This is a genomic window from Streptomyces sp. VNUA24, from assembly GCF_029167005.1.
Classification (GTDB): Bacteria; Actinomycetota; Actinomycetes; order Streptomycetales; family Streptomycetaceae; genus Streptomyces; species Streptomyces scabiei.
Genome location: NZ_CP119143.1, coordinates 7164167 through 7182347, shown reverse-complemented (window position 1 = coordinate 7182347; position 18181 = coordinate 7164167). Strand labels below are relative to the sequence as shown.

Below are 18181 nucleotides of genomic sequence, written 5' to 3'. Positions count from 1 at the left end.
GTACGAAGAAGAAGGGGTCCGTCCGTGACCCAGCAGTTGATCCACCGGCCCGCCCGGAGCACCCGGCCGCTCGGGGCGGCCGGAGCCCGGACGATCGAGCCGCCGCCGAACCTCCCGGAGGGCAAGGCCGGGACGGCCGCGACCGCGCTGCTGCCGATGGCGGGCGTGATGGGCTCGGTCGTGATGATGACCGTGATCCGCAACAGCCAGTTCGCGGCACTCGGCGCGATCGTGCTGGTGTTCGCGCTGCTCGGCGCGGTCGCCCTCTTCCTCTCCCAGCGCGGCAAGGCCCAGCGCACCCGGCGCACGCAGCGGGAGCGGTATCTGGAGTATCTGGAGGAGCTGCGCGAGGAGTTCGGCGCCGGGGAGCGGGAGCGGCGGGCGCTCGCGCGGGTGCTGAACCCGCCGCCGGAGGCGCTGTACGACCTGGTGCGCGACCCCGCCCGGCTGTGGGAGCGGCGGCGGCAGGACCCGGACTTCCTGCGGGTGCGGGTCGGCACCGGTGACGTACCCGTGGCGGACCTCGCCATCGGGCAGAACCAGGGCGGGGTGATGACCCCGCCGGACCCCTTCATGCTGAACGAGGCCCGTGCGCTGCTGGCCCGCTACTCGGTGGCCAACGACTGCCCGATCACCGTGCCGCTGGACCGCGCGGGCAACGTCAGCGTGGTCGGCGACCGGGAGGGCGTGCTGCGGGTGGCCCGCGCGCTCCTCGTCCAGGTGGCCGTCACGCACGCGCCGGACGACGTGGCCGTGGCGCTCGGGGTGCCGGGCGAGCGGCTGGCGGACTGGGAGTGGGCCAAGTGGCTGCCGCACGTGCTGGACGCGCAGGAGCACGACGGCCCGGTGGCGGCCCGCCGGATCGCGCCGAGCCTGCCGCAGCTGGCCCGGCACCTCCGTCACGAGCTGGGCCGACGCGCGTCGTACGCGGCCGAGGTGCGCCGGGGACTGGCCGACCGCAAGGCGCTGGCGCTGGCGTCCCGGATGCTCGTCGTGAGCGACGAGTACGGCGAGACCGCCGCCGAACTGCCCCGGCCCGACACGGCGGTGGGGCTGGCGGACATGGGGGTCACCGTGCTGCACCTGCTCGCCGAGCAGGTGCACGAGCCCGACCAGGTGTCGGTGCGGATCACCGTGCGGGGCGAGAAGGTGGTGGTGGAGGACCTGCGCGCCCCGGACCCCCTGGCCGTGACAGCCCCCGCCGCCGCCCCACCCGCGCACGGCACCTCCGACCGGGTCACCGCCGCCGGTGCCGAGGGTCTCGCCCGGCTGCTCGCGCCGCTCAGGCTGTCCGCCGAGTCGGCCGCCGAGGGCACCCCGGTCACCGGCCCCGTCGACTTCCCCGGCCTGCTCGGCATCGACGACCCGGCCGTGCTGAACCTCCACGACCTCTGGGCACCCCGGGGCGAGCGGGAGTTCCTGCGTGTCCCCATCGGCCTGACGGACCGTCATGAACCGGTGCTGCTCGACCTCAAGGAGTCCTCGGAGCTGGGCATGGGCCCGCACGGGCTGTGCGTCGGCGCGACCGGGTCCGGCAAGAGCGAGCTGCTGCGCACGCTCGTGCTGGCGCTGGCCGCCACCCACTCCCCCGAGGACCTGGCGCTCGTCCTGGTCGACTACAAGGGCGGCGCGACCTTCGCCCCGTTCACCGGACTCCCGCACGTGGCGGGCGTGATCACCAACCTGGAGAACCAGGCCGGGCTCGTCGAGCGCGTGCACTCCAGCCTCGCGGGCGAGGTCAAGCGGCGGCAGCAGGTCCTCAAGGACGCGGGGAACGTGGCCGACATCGGGCACTACGCGGCCCTGCGCGCGACCCGCCGGCCCGACCTCGAACCGCTCCCGCACCTCTTCGTGGTGATCGACGAGTTCGGCGAACTGCTCACCGCCAAGCCGGACTTCATCGACCTGTTCCTCTCCGTCGGCCGTATCGGGCGGTCCATCGGCGTCCACCTCCTGCTCTCCAGCCAGCGCATCGAGGGCGGCAAGCTCAAGGGCCTGGACACCTACCTCTCGTACCGGCTGGGGCTGCGCACCTTCTCCGCCGACGAGTCGCGGACCGTGCTGGACACGACCGACGCGTTCCATCTGCCGCCGCTGCCGGGCTTCGGCTATCTGAAGGTGGACACCTCCACGTACGAGCGGTTCAAGGCGGGGTACGTGTCGGGCGCGTACCGGGGGCCCGCGCCGGCCGCGCAGGTGGAGGACACCCCCCTGGCCTGGACGTATCCGACGTACAACACGCTCGACGGCGGGCCCGTCGAGGCGGTCGCCGAGGAGCCACGGGCGACCAAGCGGGAGACCGGGCCGACGGTGATGTCGGTGATGGTGGACCAGCTCGCCTCCGCCGCACCGCCGGCGCGGCGGATCTGGCTGCCTCCGCTGCCGGACGCGATCACGCTGGACGCGGCCGCCGGGCCCGTACAGGTGGACGAGCGGGGGCTGCGACTGGCGGCCGCCGAGGGTCCGTTGCGGGTGCCGCTCGGGGTGCTGGACGATCCGGCGCGGCAGTGGCAGGGGCACTGGGTGCTCGATCTGACGGTCGCGGGCGGCCACGCGGCGGTGATCGGCGGCCCGCAGTCCGGCAAGACGACCCTGCTGCGGACCCTCGCCCTCTCGCTCGCCGCCACCCACACGCCCGCCGAGGTGGCCGTGTACGGGCTCGACCTGGTCGGCGGCGGACTGTCGGCGCTCTCCGGGCTGCCGCACGTCGGCGGGATCGCCGGGCGCGCCGACCGGGAGCGGGCCGCGCGCACGGTCGCCGAGGTGCGGACGATGCTGAACGAGCGGGAGGAGCTGTTCCGGGAGCACGGCATCGACTCCGTCGACCAGCTGCGGCACCTGCGGGCGCAGGGCAAGGTGCGCGAGCTGGGGTCCACGGACGTCGTGCTGCTCATCGACGGGTTCGGGGCGCTGCGCGACGAGTTCGCGGAGCTGGACGACACGGTCGTGGACCTGCTCAAGCGCGGCGGCGGGTACGGCATCCACGTCGTGGGCGGCATGCTCCGCTGGAACGACGTACGGATCGCGACGCAGTCGATGTTCGGGACGCGGGTGGAGCTGCGGCTGAACGATCCGAGCGATTCGAGCGTCGACCGCAAACTGTCCGAGACGCTGTCGCCGGACACCCCGGGGCGGGTCCTGACCGACGGCAGGCTGTTCGCGCAGGCCGCGCTGCCCCGCCTCGACGGGCGGCCGTCGACCGGCGGTCTCGTTCCGGCGCTGGAGGAGGCGGCCCGCACGATCCGCTCCACCTGGCACGGTGAACTGGCCCCGCCCGTACGGGTGTTGCCGACGCGGCTGCCGTCCGGCCGGCTGCCGTCGGTGGTCGCCGAGCCGCGCCGGGTGCCGATCGGGGTGGACCAGGACGAGCTGGCGCCCGCGCTGCTGGACCTGTTCGGCGCCGACCAGCATCTGCTGATCCTGGGCGACAACGAGTGCGGCAAGACCAACCTGCTGAAGCTGGTCGCGGCGCGGCTCGTGGAGCGGTACTCGGACGAGGAGCTGGTCTTCGGCGTCTTCGACCCCCGGCGCGGGCTGCGGGGCGTTGTCCCGGAGCCGTACCGGGGCGGGTACGCGCACAACGCGAAGCTGGCGGCGGGTCTGTCGAGCGGGATCGCGGGCGAGCTGGAGAAGCGGATGCCGCAGAGCGCCGACCCGGACGCGCCGGGCGACGAGCCCGCGTTCACGGGGCCGCGGATCGTGATCCTGGTCGACGACTACGACATCCTCACCACGGCCGGACAGCAGCCGCTGGCCCCGTTCCTGCCGTACGTCTCCTCGGCGCAGGACATCGGGCTGCACTTCGTGATCAGCCGCCGGGTCGCCGGCTCCTCCCGGGCGATGTACGAGCCGCTGCTGCAGACCCTGCGCGAGACCGGTACGGCCGCGCTGCTGATGACCGGTGAGCGGAGCGAGGGGCAGCTCTTCCCCGGTCTGTACGCCTCGGCGCAGCCGCCGGGGCGGGGCACCCTGGTCCGCCGGGGGCGGGCCCACCAGTTGATCCAGACGGCACTCGACAGCGAGGAGGGCGACCGCCCGTGACCAGGGACGTCATCGCGCTCACCCCGAAGATGCCCGATGTGTGGGCCCTCATGACGAGTCTGTACGCGGGCGGCTCCGACCTGGACCTGTCGGCGGCGGCCGAGGGCGCGGTCGTGCAGCTGCACGGGCCGGGCGGGCGTCCGCTGGTGTCGGTGGAGGCGCCGGTGCTGGTGCAGGTGCCCGGCGAGGCGGAGCGGCTGCTCGGCGAGGCCGTGAGCGCTCCGTTCTGGTGGACGGAGGCGCGGGCGTCCACGGCGGTGCCGGAGGCGGAGCGGCTGGCGGGTGTGGTGTGCGGGCGGCTCAACGCCCTGCTGGGCGGCTCCACCTGGCCGCCCGGGGCGGCGAGCACCCAGGTGGTGGACGTGTCCGCCGTACCGTCGGCGGGGGCGGGGCAGCCCGCCGTGGACGTGGTGACCGAGCACGCGGCCGTCGTCCTCGTCGACCGGCCGGTGGTGGCCCTGACCAGCTGGCTCGCGGAGATCATGCGGACGGCGGTGGCGTCCCGGCGGTCCCTGCAGATCGTGACGCCGCGCGGCGTCCGCCTGACGCCCGCCGCCCGTACGACGCTGGCGCGCGTCCCCCACCGCTGGGTCGTCCAGGACCCGGAGTGCGGGTACTACGACGGCCTGTCGGGGGCGGTGCTGCGGTGGCGGGACGGGGCGTTCTCGCCCGCGTTCGCCGAGGACGGGACGGCGGCGGTGGCCGCCGCGTTCACGCGCCCGGCGGGCGCGCCGGAGCGGGACGCGGCGGGCGGCCGGGCGGAGGGCGCGGCGGACTCCCCGGCCGATTCCCCGGCGGACGAGGCGCCCGGACGGCAGCTGATCGTCGCCCTCCGTACGGTGCACCGGGCCGACGAGCGGCTGCTGCTGGGCGGCGCCCTGGAGGCGGCCTGGCGGGAGCTGACGGGGGCGCCGCCGGCCGGCTGGGGCACGGCCGAACCGGTCAATCTCCCCTGGTCGCGGCGGCAGTTGACCGATCTGACCCGGGAGCGGGCGCCCGAGCCGTCGCAGCTGGTCGTCGTCGGCGCCCCGGAGCGGCCGGCCCTGGCGACGGTCCGGGTGACGCGGACGACGAAGGGCGTGGAGGAGGACGCGGTCCTGACCCTCGGGTACGCGGCCGGTGAGGAACCGCCGCTGGACCGGATCGAGGCGCTGGCCGGCACGCTGGTCCGGGAGCACGGGCTGAAGACCATGCTGGCGTCGGTGCGTGCGGCGCGCGCCGACCTGACGACCGCGCCCCGCCTGGAGGGCCCGCCGCTGCCGGTGGCCTTCACGCTCGGCCCGGACGACGTGTACGGCATCGGCCTGGACCGGGCGCGGCGGCCCCCGGTCGAGGTCCGTGCGGTCCCGCTCGGCCCGACGGCCCGTCCGGCACTGCACTACCGCCTCGGGGACGGCGCGGACACCGAGGCGTGGGGGCGGCTCCAGCAGCTGACGGCACACCTGAGGGGCGATGGTTCCCGGCCATCCGCCGCTGTTCAGCGCGGGTGACTCGCGTCACTGACACAACGACCACTAAGAGCAGTACGAGCTCTGACGGGTACGGCATTTACCGGCCTGACCTGTGTCCCTAACCTCCCGGCAACAGCTGCCAGCAGGCACGCGCCAGGAGGAGAACCATGGCCAGATCAAGCCAGACCAGCACCCGACGCAGCATCGTCACCGCGTGCGCCGCGACGCTCGCGCTCGGCACCCTGGCCGCCTGCGGCGGCGGGGACACCGACGCGCCGAAGGTGGCGGAGAACAAGATCTCGGCGGGCAAGGTGCCGGACTACTACCCGGCGGACTACGCCGACCTGATCGCGGCCGCGGAGAAGGAGGGCGGCAAACTCACCGTCTACTCCAACCTCGGCGACGAGAACATGGCGCCGATCGTCCGGGACTTCAAGAAGAAGTACGGCTTCGTCAAGACCGTCTCCGTCAACGAGCTGGACAGCGACGAGCTGTTCCAGAAGACCCTGTCGGAGAACGCGGCCGGTTCCTCCCCGGCGGACGTGCTGATCTCCAGCGCGGCGACCGCGTGGTCGGACTTCTCGGCCCGCAAGGACACGGTCCTCACGTACAGGTCGCCGGAGCTGAAGGAGCTGGGCGCGAGCGCCGAGCTGCTGCCGAGCGTGTACTCGCTGTCGCAGGACCCGATGACGATCGCGTACAACACCTCGCTGATGGAGACCCCGCCGACCACCCTGACGGACTTCGCCGAGATCGTGACCTCGGACGAGGGCACGTTCAAGAACAAGGTGACGGTCCGTGACCCGGAGGGCTCGTTCGGCTTCACCGTCACGCGGGCGCTCACCGAGGGCAACCCGGAGGCGTGGGACGACCTGAAGAAGATCCTGCCGCTGACCCGCCCGGAGACCTCCTCCGGCACCCAGCTGGAGAAGATCGTCGCCGGTGAGTACACGGCCGGCTTCCTGATCAGCGCCTCCCCCGCGTACCCCGTGGTGGAAGACAGCGCGGGCCTGGTGAAGATCGTCTTCCCGAAGGACGGCACGGTCGTCCTGCCGCGCGGCATGGGCATCGCCGCCGAGGCGCCGCACCCGGCGACCTCGAAGCTCTTCATGGACTTCGCCCTCTCCGAGGAGGGCCAGCGCGCGGTCGCCGAGGGCGGTCTCGCCTCGTACCGCGACGGGGTGAAGGGCCCGGGCCTGCACACCTACCAGGAGGTCGTGGACGCGGTCGGCGAGGAGAACATCATCCACGTCAAGTACGAGCCGGTCTCCAAGGACGACTCCGCGGCCTGGCTGGAGCGCTTCGACGGACTGCGCAAGTAGCGGGCTCCGCAGGCAGCCAGGTCCCCAGGACGATCGGAGTCAGCTCAGATGTCAACCCTCACCCAGCCTCCCCGCACACCCGCGGACGAGTCACCCACGGAGACGTTCCGGCCCCCGCGCTACCGCCGCCCGTTCGGCATCGGACGGGACACGGTCGTCCAGTACGCGGTCCTGGCGTTCCTCGCCGTGCTGGTGCTGGCCCCGATCGTCCCGACCCTCTACCAGAGCATCCGCAACCGCCCGCTCTACGAGGCGGGCGGGGCCTTCACCCTCAGCGGCTACACCGACCTGTTCACCAAGGCCGGCTTCGGTGAAGTCGCCCTGAACACACTGCTGTTCGCGTCGCTGACGACGGTCCTCAGCCTGGCGATCGCCATCCCGATGGCGATCGTGGTGGTCCGCACCAAGCTGCCGGGCGGACGGCTGATCGCCCTCGCCATGCAGTGGCCGTTCTTCATCTCGTCGCTGATCCTGGGCTTCGGCTGGATCATCATGTACGGCCCGGCCGGGTTCGTCAGCGTCAAGGTGCAGCAGCTGCTGGGCTCGGTGCCGTGGAACCTGTACTCGATCCCCGGCATGGCGCTCACGGAGGCCGTGGCGCTCGCCCCGATCGCCTACGTCTTCTGCGCCAACGCCCTGCGGCAGTCCGACGCCTCGCTCGAATCGGCCGCACAGGTCTGCGGGGCGGGCCCCTTCCGGATCCTCGCGCAGGTGGTCGTGCCACTGCTGCGGCCGCCGATCGTGTACTCGGCGATCCTGGTCTTCTCCGTCTCCATCGAGACGCTGAGCGTGCCGCTGCTCTACGGCCAGCCGGTCAGCATCGACGTCTTCTCAACCTTCCTGTACCACAACGGACTTCAGTCGGTGGACCCCGACTACACGATGCTCGGCGCGGCCTCGACCGTGATCCTCGTGGTCACCCTGAGCCTGGTCGCCGTCCAGGCGAAGCTGCTGAAGGACGCGGCCCGGTTCGTGTCCGTGCGCGGCAAGGTGACCCGGCCGCGCAAGCTGGACCTCGGCTGGCTGAAGTGGGTCAGCATCGTGTGCATCTGGTTCTACGTGATCGTGGGCGCGCTCGTCCCGATCGCCGGCCTGGTGATGCGGTCCTTCACGCTCGTGTTCACGCCGCTGCAGTCGCCGTTCCGGACGGTCACGACGAAGAACTACGAGCTGGTCCTCGACTCCGACAACTACGTGCAGTCCCTCTACAACAGCCTGATCGTGGCCGGTGTCGGCTCGGTGGCCGTCTCCGCCCTCGCCGTGTTCGCGGTGATGGTGGCCCGGCGCTCGACGTTCCGCTTCGGCCGGGCGGTGGAGTACCTGGCCCTGATCCCGCAGTCCCTGCCCGGCATCATCATCGGTATCGGCTTCTTCTGGGCCTTCGCGCTCGCGCCCTTCGGGGTGGGGTCCGTCCTCCAGGGCACGATCTACGCCGTCGTCATCGCCTTCGGCATGCGGGCCCTGCCCAGCGCGTTCGGCTCGGTCGCCCCGGCGATCATGCAGATCGGCGGGGAGCTGGACAACGCGGCCCGGGTCTCCGGCGCCGACTGGCTGATGACCTTCTTCCGTGTCCTGCGGGCCCTGATCACCCCGGCGTTCGCGGGCGCGCTGATCCTCACTTTCGTGATCATGCTCAAGGAGTACTCCCCGGCCGTCTTCCTCTCCTCGGCCGACAACAACATCCTCGGCACCACCATGCTCAGTCTCTGGACGCAGGGCAGGGCCGGATCCGTCGCCGCGCTGGCCACCCTCCAGATCGGCATCACCGCGGTCTTCGTCGCACTCGCGGGACTGCTCATGAAGGGAAAGCACCATGCCTGAGGTGACCGTCAAGAACCTCGCCAAGACCTTCGGCGACAACTCCGTCCTGCGGGACGTCACCTTCACCATCAAGGACGGCGAGTTCTTCACGCTGCTCGGCGCGAGCGGCTGCGGCAAGTCGACGACGCTGAACTGCATCGCCGGCCTGGAGCAGCCGACGGAGGGCTCGATCGCGGTGGGCGGCAGACCCTTCGTGGACGCGGGCGCGGGGGTCTTCCTGCCCCCCGAGGAGCGCAACCTCGGCATGGTCTTCCAGTCGTACGCGCTCTGGCCGCACATGACCATCGCGAAGAACCTGGCCCTGCCGCTGAACATCCGCAAGGTCCCGAAGGACAAGCAGAGGACACTGATCCACGACGCCCTCGACAAGGTGGGCCTGGCCGCGCTCAGCGGCCGCTACCCCCACCAGCTCTCCGGCGGCCAGCAGCAACGCGTGGCCCTGGCACGGGCGTTGGTGTACTCCCCCACGGTCCTGCTCCTGGACGAGCCGCTCTCCAACCTGGACGCCAAGCTGCGCGAGCAGGCCCGCGCCTGGCTGAAGCGGCTCCAGGAGGAGCTGGGCATCACCACCGTCTACGTCACCCACGACCAGGACGAGGCCCTCGCGCTCAGCGACCGGATCGCGGTCATGGAGGGCGGCAACATGATCCAGATCGGCACTCCGCACGAGATCTACGAGAAGCCCGCCGCGCCGGCGGTGGCGGCCTTCGTCGGCCGCTGCAACTTCCTCACCGGCAAGGTCGTGAGCGTCGACGGCACCCGGCACACCGTGCTCCTGGACGCCGGCGGGGAGGTCGTACGGGTCGACAGCGACCGCCGCGTCCCGACCGGCGACTCGGTCACGGTCGCGGTCCGCCCCGAACGCCTGGAGGTCGTGGCCTCGGCCGAGACCCCGACGGCCATGAACCGCCTCGACACCCAGGTCGTCACCAGCTCCTACGTCGGCTCCCGCTACGAGTACGACGTGCGCCTCGGCGACCAGGTGGTGCAGGTGCTGAGCGGCAACGGAGGGCTGGCGGGCGAGGTGGCGCTGGTCTTCGACCCGGGGCACGCGCTGCTGTACGCGGACCGGGTGGAACTGCCGGAGGAACAGCGGGAGTTGCTGACGGTCACCACGTGAGGGTGGCGGTGGCCGGTGACCCGGCCGCCCGGGTCACCGGGGGTCTCGGTCTCCGCGCGGGATGCCGAGGGACCGGAAGATCTCCGCGGCCTCCGTCCGGTACGGGGCCGGGTCCTCCTCCCCGGTCGTGGCGACGGCGCGGCCGAGGATGTCGAGGGTGTCGGCCTGGGCCTTGCGGTGGCCGGTGGAGCGGTGCACCGCCAGGGCATCGCGGGCGTGGGCGGCGGCGACCGCGGCTTCGCCGTGCCGCAGTTCGGCACCGGCCAGGGCGGTCAGGGCCTCCGCCTGCACCAGCAGGTGTTCCGTGCCCCGGGCGATCTCCAGGGCGTGGGAGATCTGCTCGCGGTCGGGCAGGCCGGTCACGGCGGCCAGGCCGAGCAGGGCACGGGCCCGCAGTTCGTCCGCGCCACGTTCCTCGGCCAGCTTGAGCGCTTCCCGGTAGGCGACATCCGCCTCGCCGGGGCGGCCGAGGGCGAGCAGGACGCTGCCGAGGGCGATACGGGCGTCCGCGCGGTAGTACTCCTCGCCGTCCTGGTCGAAGAGGCGTGTGGCGGTCGTCGCCATGTCCAGGGCGGTGGTGAGGTCACCGGCGTCGCGGCGGACGGAGGACTGGAACCGCAGCACGTACGCCTCGCTGCCCTGTTCGCCGCTCTCCCGGACCATCGTCAGGGCGGTCGCCAGGTGGTGCGTCGCCCGCGCGGGATCCCCGAGGAGGTACAGGGTGCGTCCCAGGTTCGCGTGGGTCAGGATGCCGTTGTGCTGGGAGCCGAGGTCGCGCGGAGCGCGCTCGGCCCGCCGCAGCCGGTCCAGCGACTCGGTCAGCCGGCCGAGGTCGCGCAGGGTGATGCCGAGCGTGAGCAGGACGACCGGATGGCCGTCCGGCATGCCGTTGCGCCGGTCGATCTCCGTGGCCTTCTCCAGGTACTCCGCACCGCGTGTCAGCCGGCCGACGAGCCAGTTCACACTGGCGAGGTTGGTGAGCGCCACCGCCGTACCCTCCGGCCAGCCGCCCGCCTCGGAGAGGGCGAGCGTCTGCTCGAAGTGGGGGATGGCCGCGAAGGGGAGGCTCTGGTGGAGTTCCGCGGCGCCGAGCAGGTTGTGCATGGCGGCCTGGGCCACGGGCTCGTCGGCGGCACGGGCGGCGTCCAGGGCGGCCCGGCCGAGGGCCGCCCAGTCCACGGCGGTCTTACGGGTCCAGGAGTGGCCGCGCAGCGCGTCGGCGAGCCGCCAGGAGGCGGGGTGGCACTCGCCGGCGGCCTGCTGCACGGCGGCGGCGAGGTTGGGCAGTTCGTCGTCCAGCCAGCGGATCGCCGCGGCGGCGTCGGGGATGCGGAGCGGGGGCACGGCGTCACCCGGGCCTTCGCCCTCGCCATCGTCGTCGTCGGTGCCGGTGCCGGTGCCGGTGGGAGGCAGGGGTGGCTGGCCGGGGTACAGCAGCCGGGCGCAGTGGCCCGTGGCGGTCAGGAGCCAGGTGTACAGGGCCTCGGAGGCGACGCGGCGGTCGGCGACGGTCTCCTCCAGGCGCAGCCGCTCGGCCGCGTACAGCGCGACCAGGTCGTGGCGGCGGTACCGGCCCGCCCGGTGCTCCCGCAGCATATGGGCGGCGGTGAGCCGTTCCAGCAGCACGGCGGCCTCCGCGGGGGCGAGGCCCGCGACGACCGCGGCGGCATCGAGGCCCGTCTCCGGGCCGGGCACCAGGGCCAGCAGCCGGAACATCCGCCGGGCCGGGGCGTCGAGGGCGTGGTACGAGAGGTCGAAGGCACTGCGTACGGCGGTGGTGGCGTCACCGGTGACGGACAGGGCGGACAGCCGGTCGCCGTCACGCAGTTCGGCGGCCTGTTCCTCCAGGGTGCGCCAGGGGGTGTGGTCGAGGTTGGCGGCGGCGATCCGCAGCGCCAGGGGGAGGTGCCCGCAGGCGTGGGCGAGTTCGGCCGCCGCGCGCGGGTCGGCGTCGACGCGCTCCGCGCCGAGGGTGCGATGCAGCAGGAGCCGGGACTCCTCGGGGCTGAGCACGTCCACCCCGATCCGCCGGGCGCCGTCGCGGGCGGCGAGTCCGGCCAGCCGGTCGCGGCTGGTGACCAGCACCAGACAGCCGGGGCCGCCGGGCAGCAGCGGCCGGACCTGCTCCGCGTCCACGGCGTTGTCCAGCACGACCAGCAGCCGCCGCTTGGCGGCCAGCGTCCGGTACAGGTCCGCCGCGCTCTCCGGCGTCCCCGGAACATGGTCCGCGGCCACCCCCAGCGCCAGCAGGAACCGGGTCAGCGCCTCCACCGGGCGCACCGGGCCCTCCGGCGAGTGGCCGCGCAGGTCCACGAAGAGCTGGCCGTCGGGGAAGCGGTCGCGCACCCGGTGCGCCCAGTGAACGGCGAGAGCGGTCTTGCCCGCTCCCCCCGCGCCGGTCAGCGCACAGACCCCGCTCCTCCCGGCGGGCCCCTCCCCGGCGGCGGGCAGCAGGGCGTCCAGCCGGGCCAGGTGATCGGCACGTCCGGTGAAGAAGGCGGCGTCGTAGGGAAGGAGCGCGGGGACGACCGGCGGGGTGGAGGGTGCGGGGGCCGGGGACACGGTCGTACGGGCGGTGGCGGGGCGGGGCAAGTCCCTGCGCAGGACCCGCAGATGGGCGTCGGTCAGTTCGGGACCGGGACGGACGCCGAGCTGGTCGTCGAGGCGGTCGCGCAGGGCCGTGTACAGGCTCAGCGCGGCGGCCTGCTCGCCCGAGGCCGCGAGCGCCAGCATCAGCCGGGCGTGCACCCCTTCGTGCAGGGGCTCCAGATCGGCCGTCCTGCGCAGTTCGTGGAGGGCGTTCTCCGTCGTGCCCCGTGCCAGGGCGCTGTCGGCGTACGCCTGGAGCACCGTCAGCCGCAGCCGGGTGAGAGTGACGGCCGAGGGGTGCTCGCGCAGCCGGGACGGCATGTCCTGGAGAACGGCACCGCGCCACAGCCGCAGCGCCGACTCGGCCTGGGCGTACGCCTCGTCGGTGTCCTCGGGGAGGGCGGCCAGGGCGGTGAACCGGGCCGCGTCCGAGTCCTGTTCGTCCAGGTCGAGCACGTAGCCGGTCCGGGTCCTGCGCAGTACACCGCCGGGCCGGTCGTCGGGGTGTGTCGCCGGGGTGAGTAATCGGCGCAGCCGGGCCACGTAGGTGTGGACCAGGTTCAGGGAGCTGGCCGGAGGCCGGCCGTCCCACAGGGTGTCGACGATCTCGTCCTGCGACACGGTGGTGCCCGGGTGCAGACCCAGCAGGGCCAGCAGAGCGCTCTGTTTCGCCGCGCCGGGTTCGGTGGGCCGGCCCGTCACGTGGAGGACGAGGGGACCGAGGACGTCGACGCGGAGTCGCCGTTCGTCGCCGGGCTCCGACACCGTGTCCGGTTCCAGTAGTTCCATGAGCCTGAGCACCGAGGGACTGCGCGGTGACCGCGCCCGGCCCCGCTCGATCTCGCGGATGCTGCGGGTGCTGACACCGGATAGTTCGGCGAGCTGCCGCTGGCTCAGTCCCAGCTGCGCCCGACGGGAACGGAGCCAGGCCCCCAACTGCTCAGGCATGCACCCCTGCTTCTCCCCGCATCCCCGCCGACCGCCACCGGCGGCGGCCTCACCAGGCGAAACTCTCCGCCATGGATGGATGACAGTACGTGTGCGAGGCGTGCCTTGGAGAGATCCTTCTCCGTCAACCACTGACCGAAAAGTTTCCGGCAGAAGTGCGCTGACGTCATGTCAATTTCCTTTATATACAGGCAACTTGTGTGACAGATACATCACCGTCCCGGCCCCGTCCGGAGCTGCCCGATCCTGAAGCAGGGCACCTCCCCGCCGGGGAGGTGCCCTACGTGATCCGTCTCGGGCCGAAGCGGCCGAGCTAGTTGAAGTTCTGCTGAACCCAGGCGGCGTCGAGGGACCCTTCCTTCACGAAGGCCTTTCCGCTCTGAACGACACCGATCCGGTCCCCGGACAGGACCAGCGAACTGACGCCCTGGGACTCCTTGGTCCAGCCCGCCTCGAGACCGCCCTCCTTCACGAAGGCATCACCGTTACGGTGAACGACACCGATCCGGTTCCCGGACAGGGCCATCGACGTGACGCTCTGGGACTCCAGCGTCCAGTTCGCCGAGAGACCGCCCTCCTTCACGAAGGCATCACCGTTGCGCTGGACGACACCGATCCGGTTCCCGGACAGGGCCATCGACGTGACGCTCTGGGACTCCAGCGTCCAGTTCGCCGAGAGACCGCCCTCCTTCACGAAGGCATCACCGTTGCGCTGGACGACACCGATCCGGTTCCCGGACAGGGCCATCGACGTGACGCTCTGGGACTCCAGCGTCCAGTTCGCCGAGAGACCGCCCTCCTTCACGAAGGCATCACCGTTGCGCTGGACGACACCGATCCGGTTCCCGGAGAGGACCAGCGAACTGACGCCCTGGGACACGTTGACCCAGCCCCCCGAGAGACCGCCCTCCGTCACGAAGGCATTACCGGTACCACGCTGGACGACACCGATTCGGTCCCCGGTCAGGGCCAGGGAACTGACGCCCTGGAAGACCTGGACCCAGTCGGCGGAGCCTTCTTGGACATAGACGGTGCCGTCCGTGGTGAGGATGCCGGTTCGGTTGCCGGTGACGACGACGCTCGCGACCGGGGTGTCGGCGGCGGCGCGAGCGCCCTCTGCGGCCACAGCCGGCTGGGTCGTCAGCACCGGCAGGAGAACGGCAGCGGAAACCGCCGTGATCAGACCGGCCTTCCACCTTCGGACCGTAGACGACCGCTCTCTGAGAAAAGCGAACATGGTTGTCCCCTCGTGAGGAGTTCGAGTGCAGGGCTGGACCGCGCGACTTGACGGCCTGTGCTGGTGCCTCTCGCCGGCATCTCGACTCTAGGAACAAGGGAGGTCAGAAGAACTGGACGGTTTCTGGACGCCGGCCGTCTCCCACCCGGACCCCGGACGCAACCGTCCGAACTGCGGAAACGCACTGCCCGACCACGAGAGTCCGACTGCCGGGCGGCAAACCATTGCCGCCCGGCCGGCATTGTTTGCCGCTTCACTGCTGGGCGGCCCCGTGCGGAGCTCGAACACGCGTGAGTCCCGGGAGGTCTGCTTCCTCCCGGGACTCACGCGACGCCTTACGGGGTGACGATGACGGAGTTGTACGTGGTGATGTCGACGTCCGTCCAGGCGCCCGGATAGAAGGTCCAGTCGCAGTCCTCGCCGTTCCAGCCATGGCACAGCCGGAACTTCCAGCCGTCCGTCTGGTTGTTGAACACGGTGTGCAGGCCCACCTGGTTGCGGAGCTGGTGAACCCCTCGGGACCAGTACTGGTTGGTCACGCCACCGCTGCCGTTGGGTCCCCCGTAGATGCACGCGGCACCGGACGGGCAGCCGGCGGGCGCCGCCGAGGCCGGCGACGCCGACAGTACTCCCGTACCGAGCGCCAGCAACGCGGTCGCGGCTACCGCTGCGACCCTTCTCCGGATCGGCGTACGCGTCATGCATGCCCCCTCGATCGTGGTGGAACGGACGACGTGCGGCAGGTCTGTCGCCGGGGTGTGTCCGGCGCCGCACGAAGCCGAGGTGCTTGGAGGCAGACGGTAGGGCGACTTCACATCGGCCCACACCTGTAAAGAGCCGGATTGACAGTCCCGCTAGCCGCGCCTCTTGTGCGGCCGGCGTTCGGGGAGCCGTCTCATCAGGGACCGCCAGTCCGGCAGGTCGATCTCGACGAGGACGGTCTTGCCGGGCGGTCTGCCGTCCTGAACCTCCCAGCGGTCGGCCAGCGCGTCGACCAGGACCAGACCGCGCCCACCCTCGTCCAGGGGACGGGCCGGTCGTACGGTGCCGGGGCCCGGCGGCAGGCGTTCGGCTCGGGTGTCGGTGACCTCGATGCGGAGGGAGCCGGTGGGGAGGGAGAGGCGTAGCTCGAAGTCACGGCCCGGGACGCGGCCGTGCGTCACCGCGTTCGCGGCCAGCTCGGCCACGACCGCCGCCGCCCGGTCGGAGGGGTCCGAGCCGTACCGGATGCCCCAGGCGTGCAGCTGGTTCAGGGCCAGGTGCCGGGCCAGGCGGGCGCCCAGCGGGGTCGAGCTGAAGCGCTGCGTGAACGTCGGTGCCGTCAGCGTTTGTCGCGCGGCGGGCGGTGCGGTCATGACGCCCAATGTGGCCTGCGGGAAGCCCGGTTCGCCAGCTACGCGCCGCGTACGCCGGGGCAGCGTACGCGGTCACTCACTGGACGGTACTGGTGACATGCTGTGACCATGGTCCGGGAACGGTGTGGTTCGGCGGGCGGGTGCGCGGGAGGTGGCCCATGGTGGCCGACAGCGGCGGCATGACGGCGACGGGGCTGGGCGGCGGGGAGCCGGAGGCGTCCGACAGTCTGCGGACGTTCGGGGCGATGGTCCAGGCGTTGCGCGAGCACGCGGGGCTGGGCCGTGAGGAGTTGGCCGACGCGGTCGGCTACTCCAAGCACATGGTGGCGTCGGTGGAGTTGGGGAGAAGAATGCCGGATGCGGCGTTCGTGGAGGGGGTGGACCGGGAGCTGGGGGACACGGGTGCGCTGATCCGCGCGGCTCAGCATCTGGGGCGACAGCCGGGGTTGGCGGCTTGGTTCAGGAAATGGGCCAAGTTGGAAACCTCAGCGATCACTCTCTACACCTACGAGTGCCGGTTGATCCCTGGGCTGTTGCAGACAGAGGCGTACGCACGGAAGTTGTTCAACGATCGGCTGCCGTTGTTGGACGACCAGCAGATCGAGGAGCAGTGGGCTGCTCGGGAAGAGCGACAACGCCTCCTTCGCGAACGGCCAAACACCGCGTTCAGCTTCATCTTGGAAGAGCAGCTGTTCCTGCGCCGTACGGGCGGTGCAGAGGTCACGCGAGAACTCCTCGACCATGTGCTTGAGATCGCCGAACAACGGAACGTGGAGATCCAAGTCATGCCACTCGTCCGGGAGTCGCACGCAGGACTGGCCGGTCCCATCCGACTGCTGGAGACTCCCGAGAACCGCTGGTTCGCGTACTGCGAAGGCCAACGTGGCGGGATGTTCGTAGCCGAGACAAAAGAGATCAGCGTCCTCCAAAGTCGATATGCCAGGATGCGTTCACAGGCTCTCACCATCCCGGACTCCGTGAGCCTGTTGCAGCGGATGCGAGGGGACCTATGAGTGCGACCCAACTGGTCTGGTTCAAGAGCAGTTACAGCAGCGCCTCCGGCGACGACTGCGTCGAGGTAGCCCTGTCCTGGTTCAAGTCGAGCTACAGCAGTGGCGACGGCGACGACTGCGTAGAAGTAGCCGTAGCCCTCCCCCACGCCATCCACGTCCGTGACTCCAAGGCGAACACCGAACCCGGCCCCCAGCTCACCCTCACCCTCTCCCCCGCCGCCTGGGCCGGCTTCGTCCCGTACGCGGCCGGCGCCCGGGGCTGAACCGGCCATGATCGGGACCGTGTTCCGGAGTGACGACGTGCCCGCGGAGCACCGGTTCGACTACTGGCGGGAGTTGGTGCACCAGGCGATCGCGCCCAGCGACATCCACAGCGAGTTCGCGGGCGACTTCTGGGCGCAGCAGCGGCTGCTGGAGCTGGGGCCGGTGCTCGTGTGGCCGACCGCGCACCTGCCGACGGGGTTCCGGCGTACCGAGAAGATGGTGCGGCAGTCCGACCCGGAGATGTACCACCTGTCGCTGGTGCTCGGCGGCGACTTCGGGCTGGAGCACGTGGGGCGGACCGAGATGTACGGCCCGAGCGACCTGTGGGTGACGGACACGTCCCGGGCGTACGACGTGCGCCCGTCGGACAGTCTGGGCCGCCAGGTGAACAGGGGGATATGCGCGGATCTCCCCAAGACGCTGTTGCCCCTGCCGCCCGCCCGGATCACGCAGTTGCTGGGGCGGCGGCTGCCGGGGCGGCAGGGGGTGGGACCCCTGCTGACGGGGTTCCTCACCGGTCTGGAACAGCAGGCCGACACCCTGCAGCCGGCCGACGCGCCCCGCCTGGGCACCGTGCTGATCGATCTGCTGGCCGCCTGGTTCGCCCAGGTGCTGGAGGTGGAGGACGCGCTGCCGCCGGAGACGCGCCAGCGGGCCCTGACGGCACGGATACGGGCGTTCGTCCGGCGGAACCTGCACGACCCGGAGCTGAACCCGCGGGCGATCGCGGCGGCCCATCACATCTCGCTGAGCTATCTGCACCGGCTGTTCCAGGAGGACACCCCGGACGAGACGGTCGCGGCCTGGATCCGTGTCCAGCGCCTGGAAGGCGCCCGTCACGACCTGGCGGACCCCGGCCTGGACTCCACGCCCGTCCACACCATCGCGACCCGCTGGGGGATGCCCCGCCCGTCCGACTTCACGCGGGCGTTCCGGGGGGCGTACGGGGTGTCGCCGACGGAGTTCCGCGCGCGGGAGCGGGCGGCGCGGGAGGTGGGGTAGACGTCACCGATCCCCTGG

12 protein-coding genes are annotated in these 18181 nt (G+C 71.8%); 8 read left to right on the top strand and 4 right to left on the bottom strand.

The features are described 5' to 3' along the window. The first annotated feature begins 24 nt into the window (after positions 1 to 24). The 5 genes from eccCa (at position 25) to PYR72_RS30740 (ending at position 9755) form a co-directional block, all read left to right on the top strand. Positions 25 to 4041: a type VII secretion protein EccCa gene (gene eccCa / locus PYR72_RS30760; protein ID WP_275458297.1), complete on the top strand. Its 4017-nt coding sequence runs from the start codon at positions 25 to 27 to the stop codon at positions 4039 to 4041. Next, positions 4038 to 5531 (top strand): DUF6177 family protein, encoded by a 1494-nt coding sequence (locus tag PYR72_RS30755; RefSeq protein ID WP_275458296.1) that lies wholly within the window; start codon positions 4038 to 4040, stop codon positions 5529 to 5531. The genes eccCa and PYR72_RS30755 overlap by 4 nt, the downstream gene beginning before the upstream one ends. 128 nt (positions 5532 to 5659) lie before the next feature. Continuing rightward, positions 5660 to 6814: an extracellular solute-binding protein gene (locus PYR72_RS30750; RefSeq protein ID WP_275458295.1), complete on the top strand. Its 1155-nt coding sequence runs from the start codon at positions 5660 to 5662 to the stop codon at positions 6812 to 6814. 48 nt (positions 6815 to 6862) lie between these two features. Continuing rightward, on the top strand, positions 6863 to 8635 hold the full coding sequence (locus PYR72_RS30745; protein ID WP_275458294.1) for an iron ABC transporter permease: 1773 nt from the start codon (positions 6863 to 6865) through the stop codon (positions 8633 to 8635). After that, positions 8628 to 9755 carry an ABC transporter ATP-binding protein gene (locus PYR72_RS30740; protein ID WP_275458293.1) on the top strand — a complete coding sequence of 376 codons (1128 nt, stop codon included), beginning with the start codon at positions 8628 to 8630 and terminating at the stop codon, positions 9753 to 9755. Before PYR72_RS30745 ends, PYR72_RS30740 begins: the two co-directional genes overlap by 8 nt. A gap of 33 nt (positions 9756 to 9788) precedes the next feature. On the opposite strand, the gene PYR72_RS30735 is transcribed toward PYR72_RS30740, so the two are convergent. From PYR72_RS30735 to PYR72_RS30720, 4 genes are all read right to left on the bottom strand, one after another. Next, positions 9789 to 13292, bottom strand: a complete 3504-nt coding sequence (locus tag PYR72_RS30735; protein ID WP_275458292.1) for a BTAD domain-containing putative transcriptional regulator — start codon at positions 13290 to 13292, stop codon at positions 9789 to 9791. 313 nt (positions 13293 to 13605) lie between these two features. Continuing rightward, positions 13606 to 14418, bottom strand: a complete 813-nt coding sequence (locus PYR72_RS30730) for a peptidase S1 (RefSeq protein WP_275458291.1) — start codon at positions 14416 to 14418, stop codon at positions 13606 to 13608. Between the two features lie 446 nt (positions 14419 to 14864). Next, on the bottom strand, positions 14865 to 15230 hold the full coding sequence (locus PYR72_RS30725) for a hypothetical protein (protein ID WP_275458290.1): 366 nt from the start codon (positions 15228 to 15230) through the stop codon (positions 14865 to 14867). Between the two features lie 153 nt (positions 15231 to 15383). Beyond that, positions 15384 to 15884, bottom strand: a complete 501-nt coding sequence (locus PYR72_RS30720) for an ATP-binding protein (protein WP_275458289.1) — start codon at positions 15882 to 15884, stop codon at positions 15384 to 15386. 158 nt (positions 15885 to 16042) lie between these two features. On the opposite strand from PYR72_RS30720, the gene PYR72_RS30715 reads away from it, so the two are divergent. The 3 genes from PYR72_RS30715 to PYR72_RS30705 are packed head-to-tail and all read left to right on the top strand — an operon-like array spanning position 16043 to position 18163. Next, positions 16043 to 16897 carry a Scr1 family TA system antitoxin-like transcriptional regulator gene (locus tag PYR72_RS30715; protein WP_275458288.1) on the top strand — a complete coding sequence of 285 codons (855 nt, stop codon included), beginning with the start codon at positions 16043 to 16045 and terminating at the stop codon, positions 16895 to 16897. Beyond that, the gene (locus tag PYR72_RS30710; RefSeq protein ID WP_275458287.1) at positions 16894 to 17160 is read left to right on the top strand and encodes a DUF397 domain-containing protein; all 267 of its coding nucleotides are present in this window, start codon (positions 16894 to 16896) and stop codon (positions 17158 to 17160) included. Before PYR72_RS30715 ends, PYR72_RS30710 begins: the two co-directional genes overlap by 4 nt. A 7-nt stretch (positions 17161 to 17167) precedes the next feature. Continuing rightward, positions 17168 to 18163, top strand: a complete 996-nt coding sequence (locus tag PYR72_RS30705; protein WP_275458286.1) for an AraC family transcriptional regulator — start codon at positions 17168 to 17170, stop codon at positions 18161 to 18163. The last annotated feature ends 18 nt before the right edge of the window (positions 18164 to 18181 follow it).

Coding starts and splice junctions, on each gene's coding strand:
- PYR72_RS30750 (WP_275458295.1), top strand. CDS start 5,660: ATGGCCAGATCAAGCCAGACCAGCACCCGACGCAGCATCGTCACCGCG.
- PYR72_RS30745 (WP_275458294.1), top strand. CDS start 6,863: ATGTCAACCCTCACCCAGCCTCCCCGCACACCCGCGGACGAGTCACCC.
- PYR72_RS30740 (WP_275458293.1), top strand. CDS start 8,628: ATGCCTGAGGTGACCGTCAAGAACCTCGCCAAGACCTTCGGCGACAAC.
- PYR72_RS30735 (WP_275458292.1), bottom strand. CDS start 13,292: ATGCCTGAGCAGTTGGGGGCCTGGCTCCGTTCCCGTCGGGCGCAGCTG.
- PYR72_RS30725 (WP_275458290.1), bottom strand. CDS start 15,230: ATGACGCGTACGCCGATCCGGAGAAGGGTCGCAGCGGTAGCCGCGACC.
- PYR72_RS30720 (WP_275458289.1), bottom strand. CDS start 15,884: ATGACCGCACCGCCCGCCGCGCGACAAACGCTGACGGCACCGACGTTC.
- PYR72_RS30715 (WP_275458288.1), top strand. CDS start 16,043: ATGGTGGCCGACAGCGGCGGCATGACGGCGACGGGGCTGGGCGGCGGG.
- PYR72_RS30710 (WP_275458287.1), top strand. CDS start 16,894: ATGAGTGCGACCCAACTGGTCTGGTTCAAGAGCAGTTACAGCAGCGCC.
- PYR72_RS30705 (WP_275458286.1), top strand. CDS start 17,168: ATGATCGGGACCGTGTTCCGGAGTGACGACGTGCCCGCGGAGCACCGG.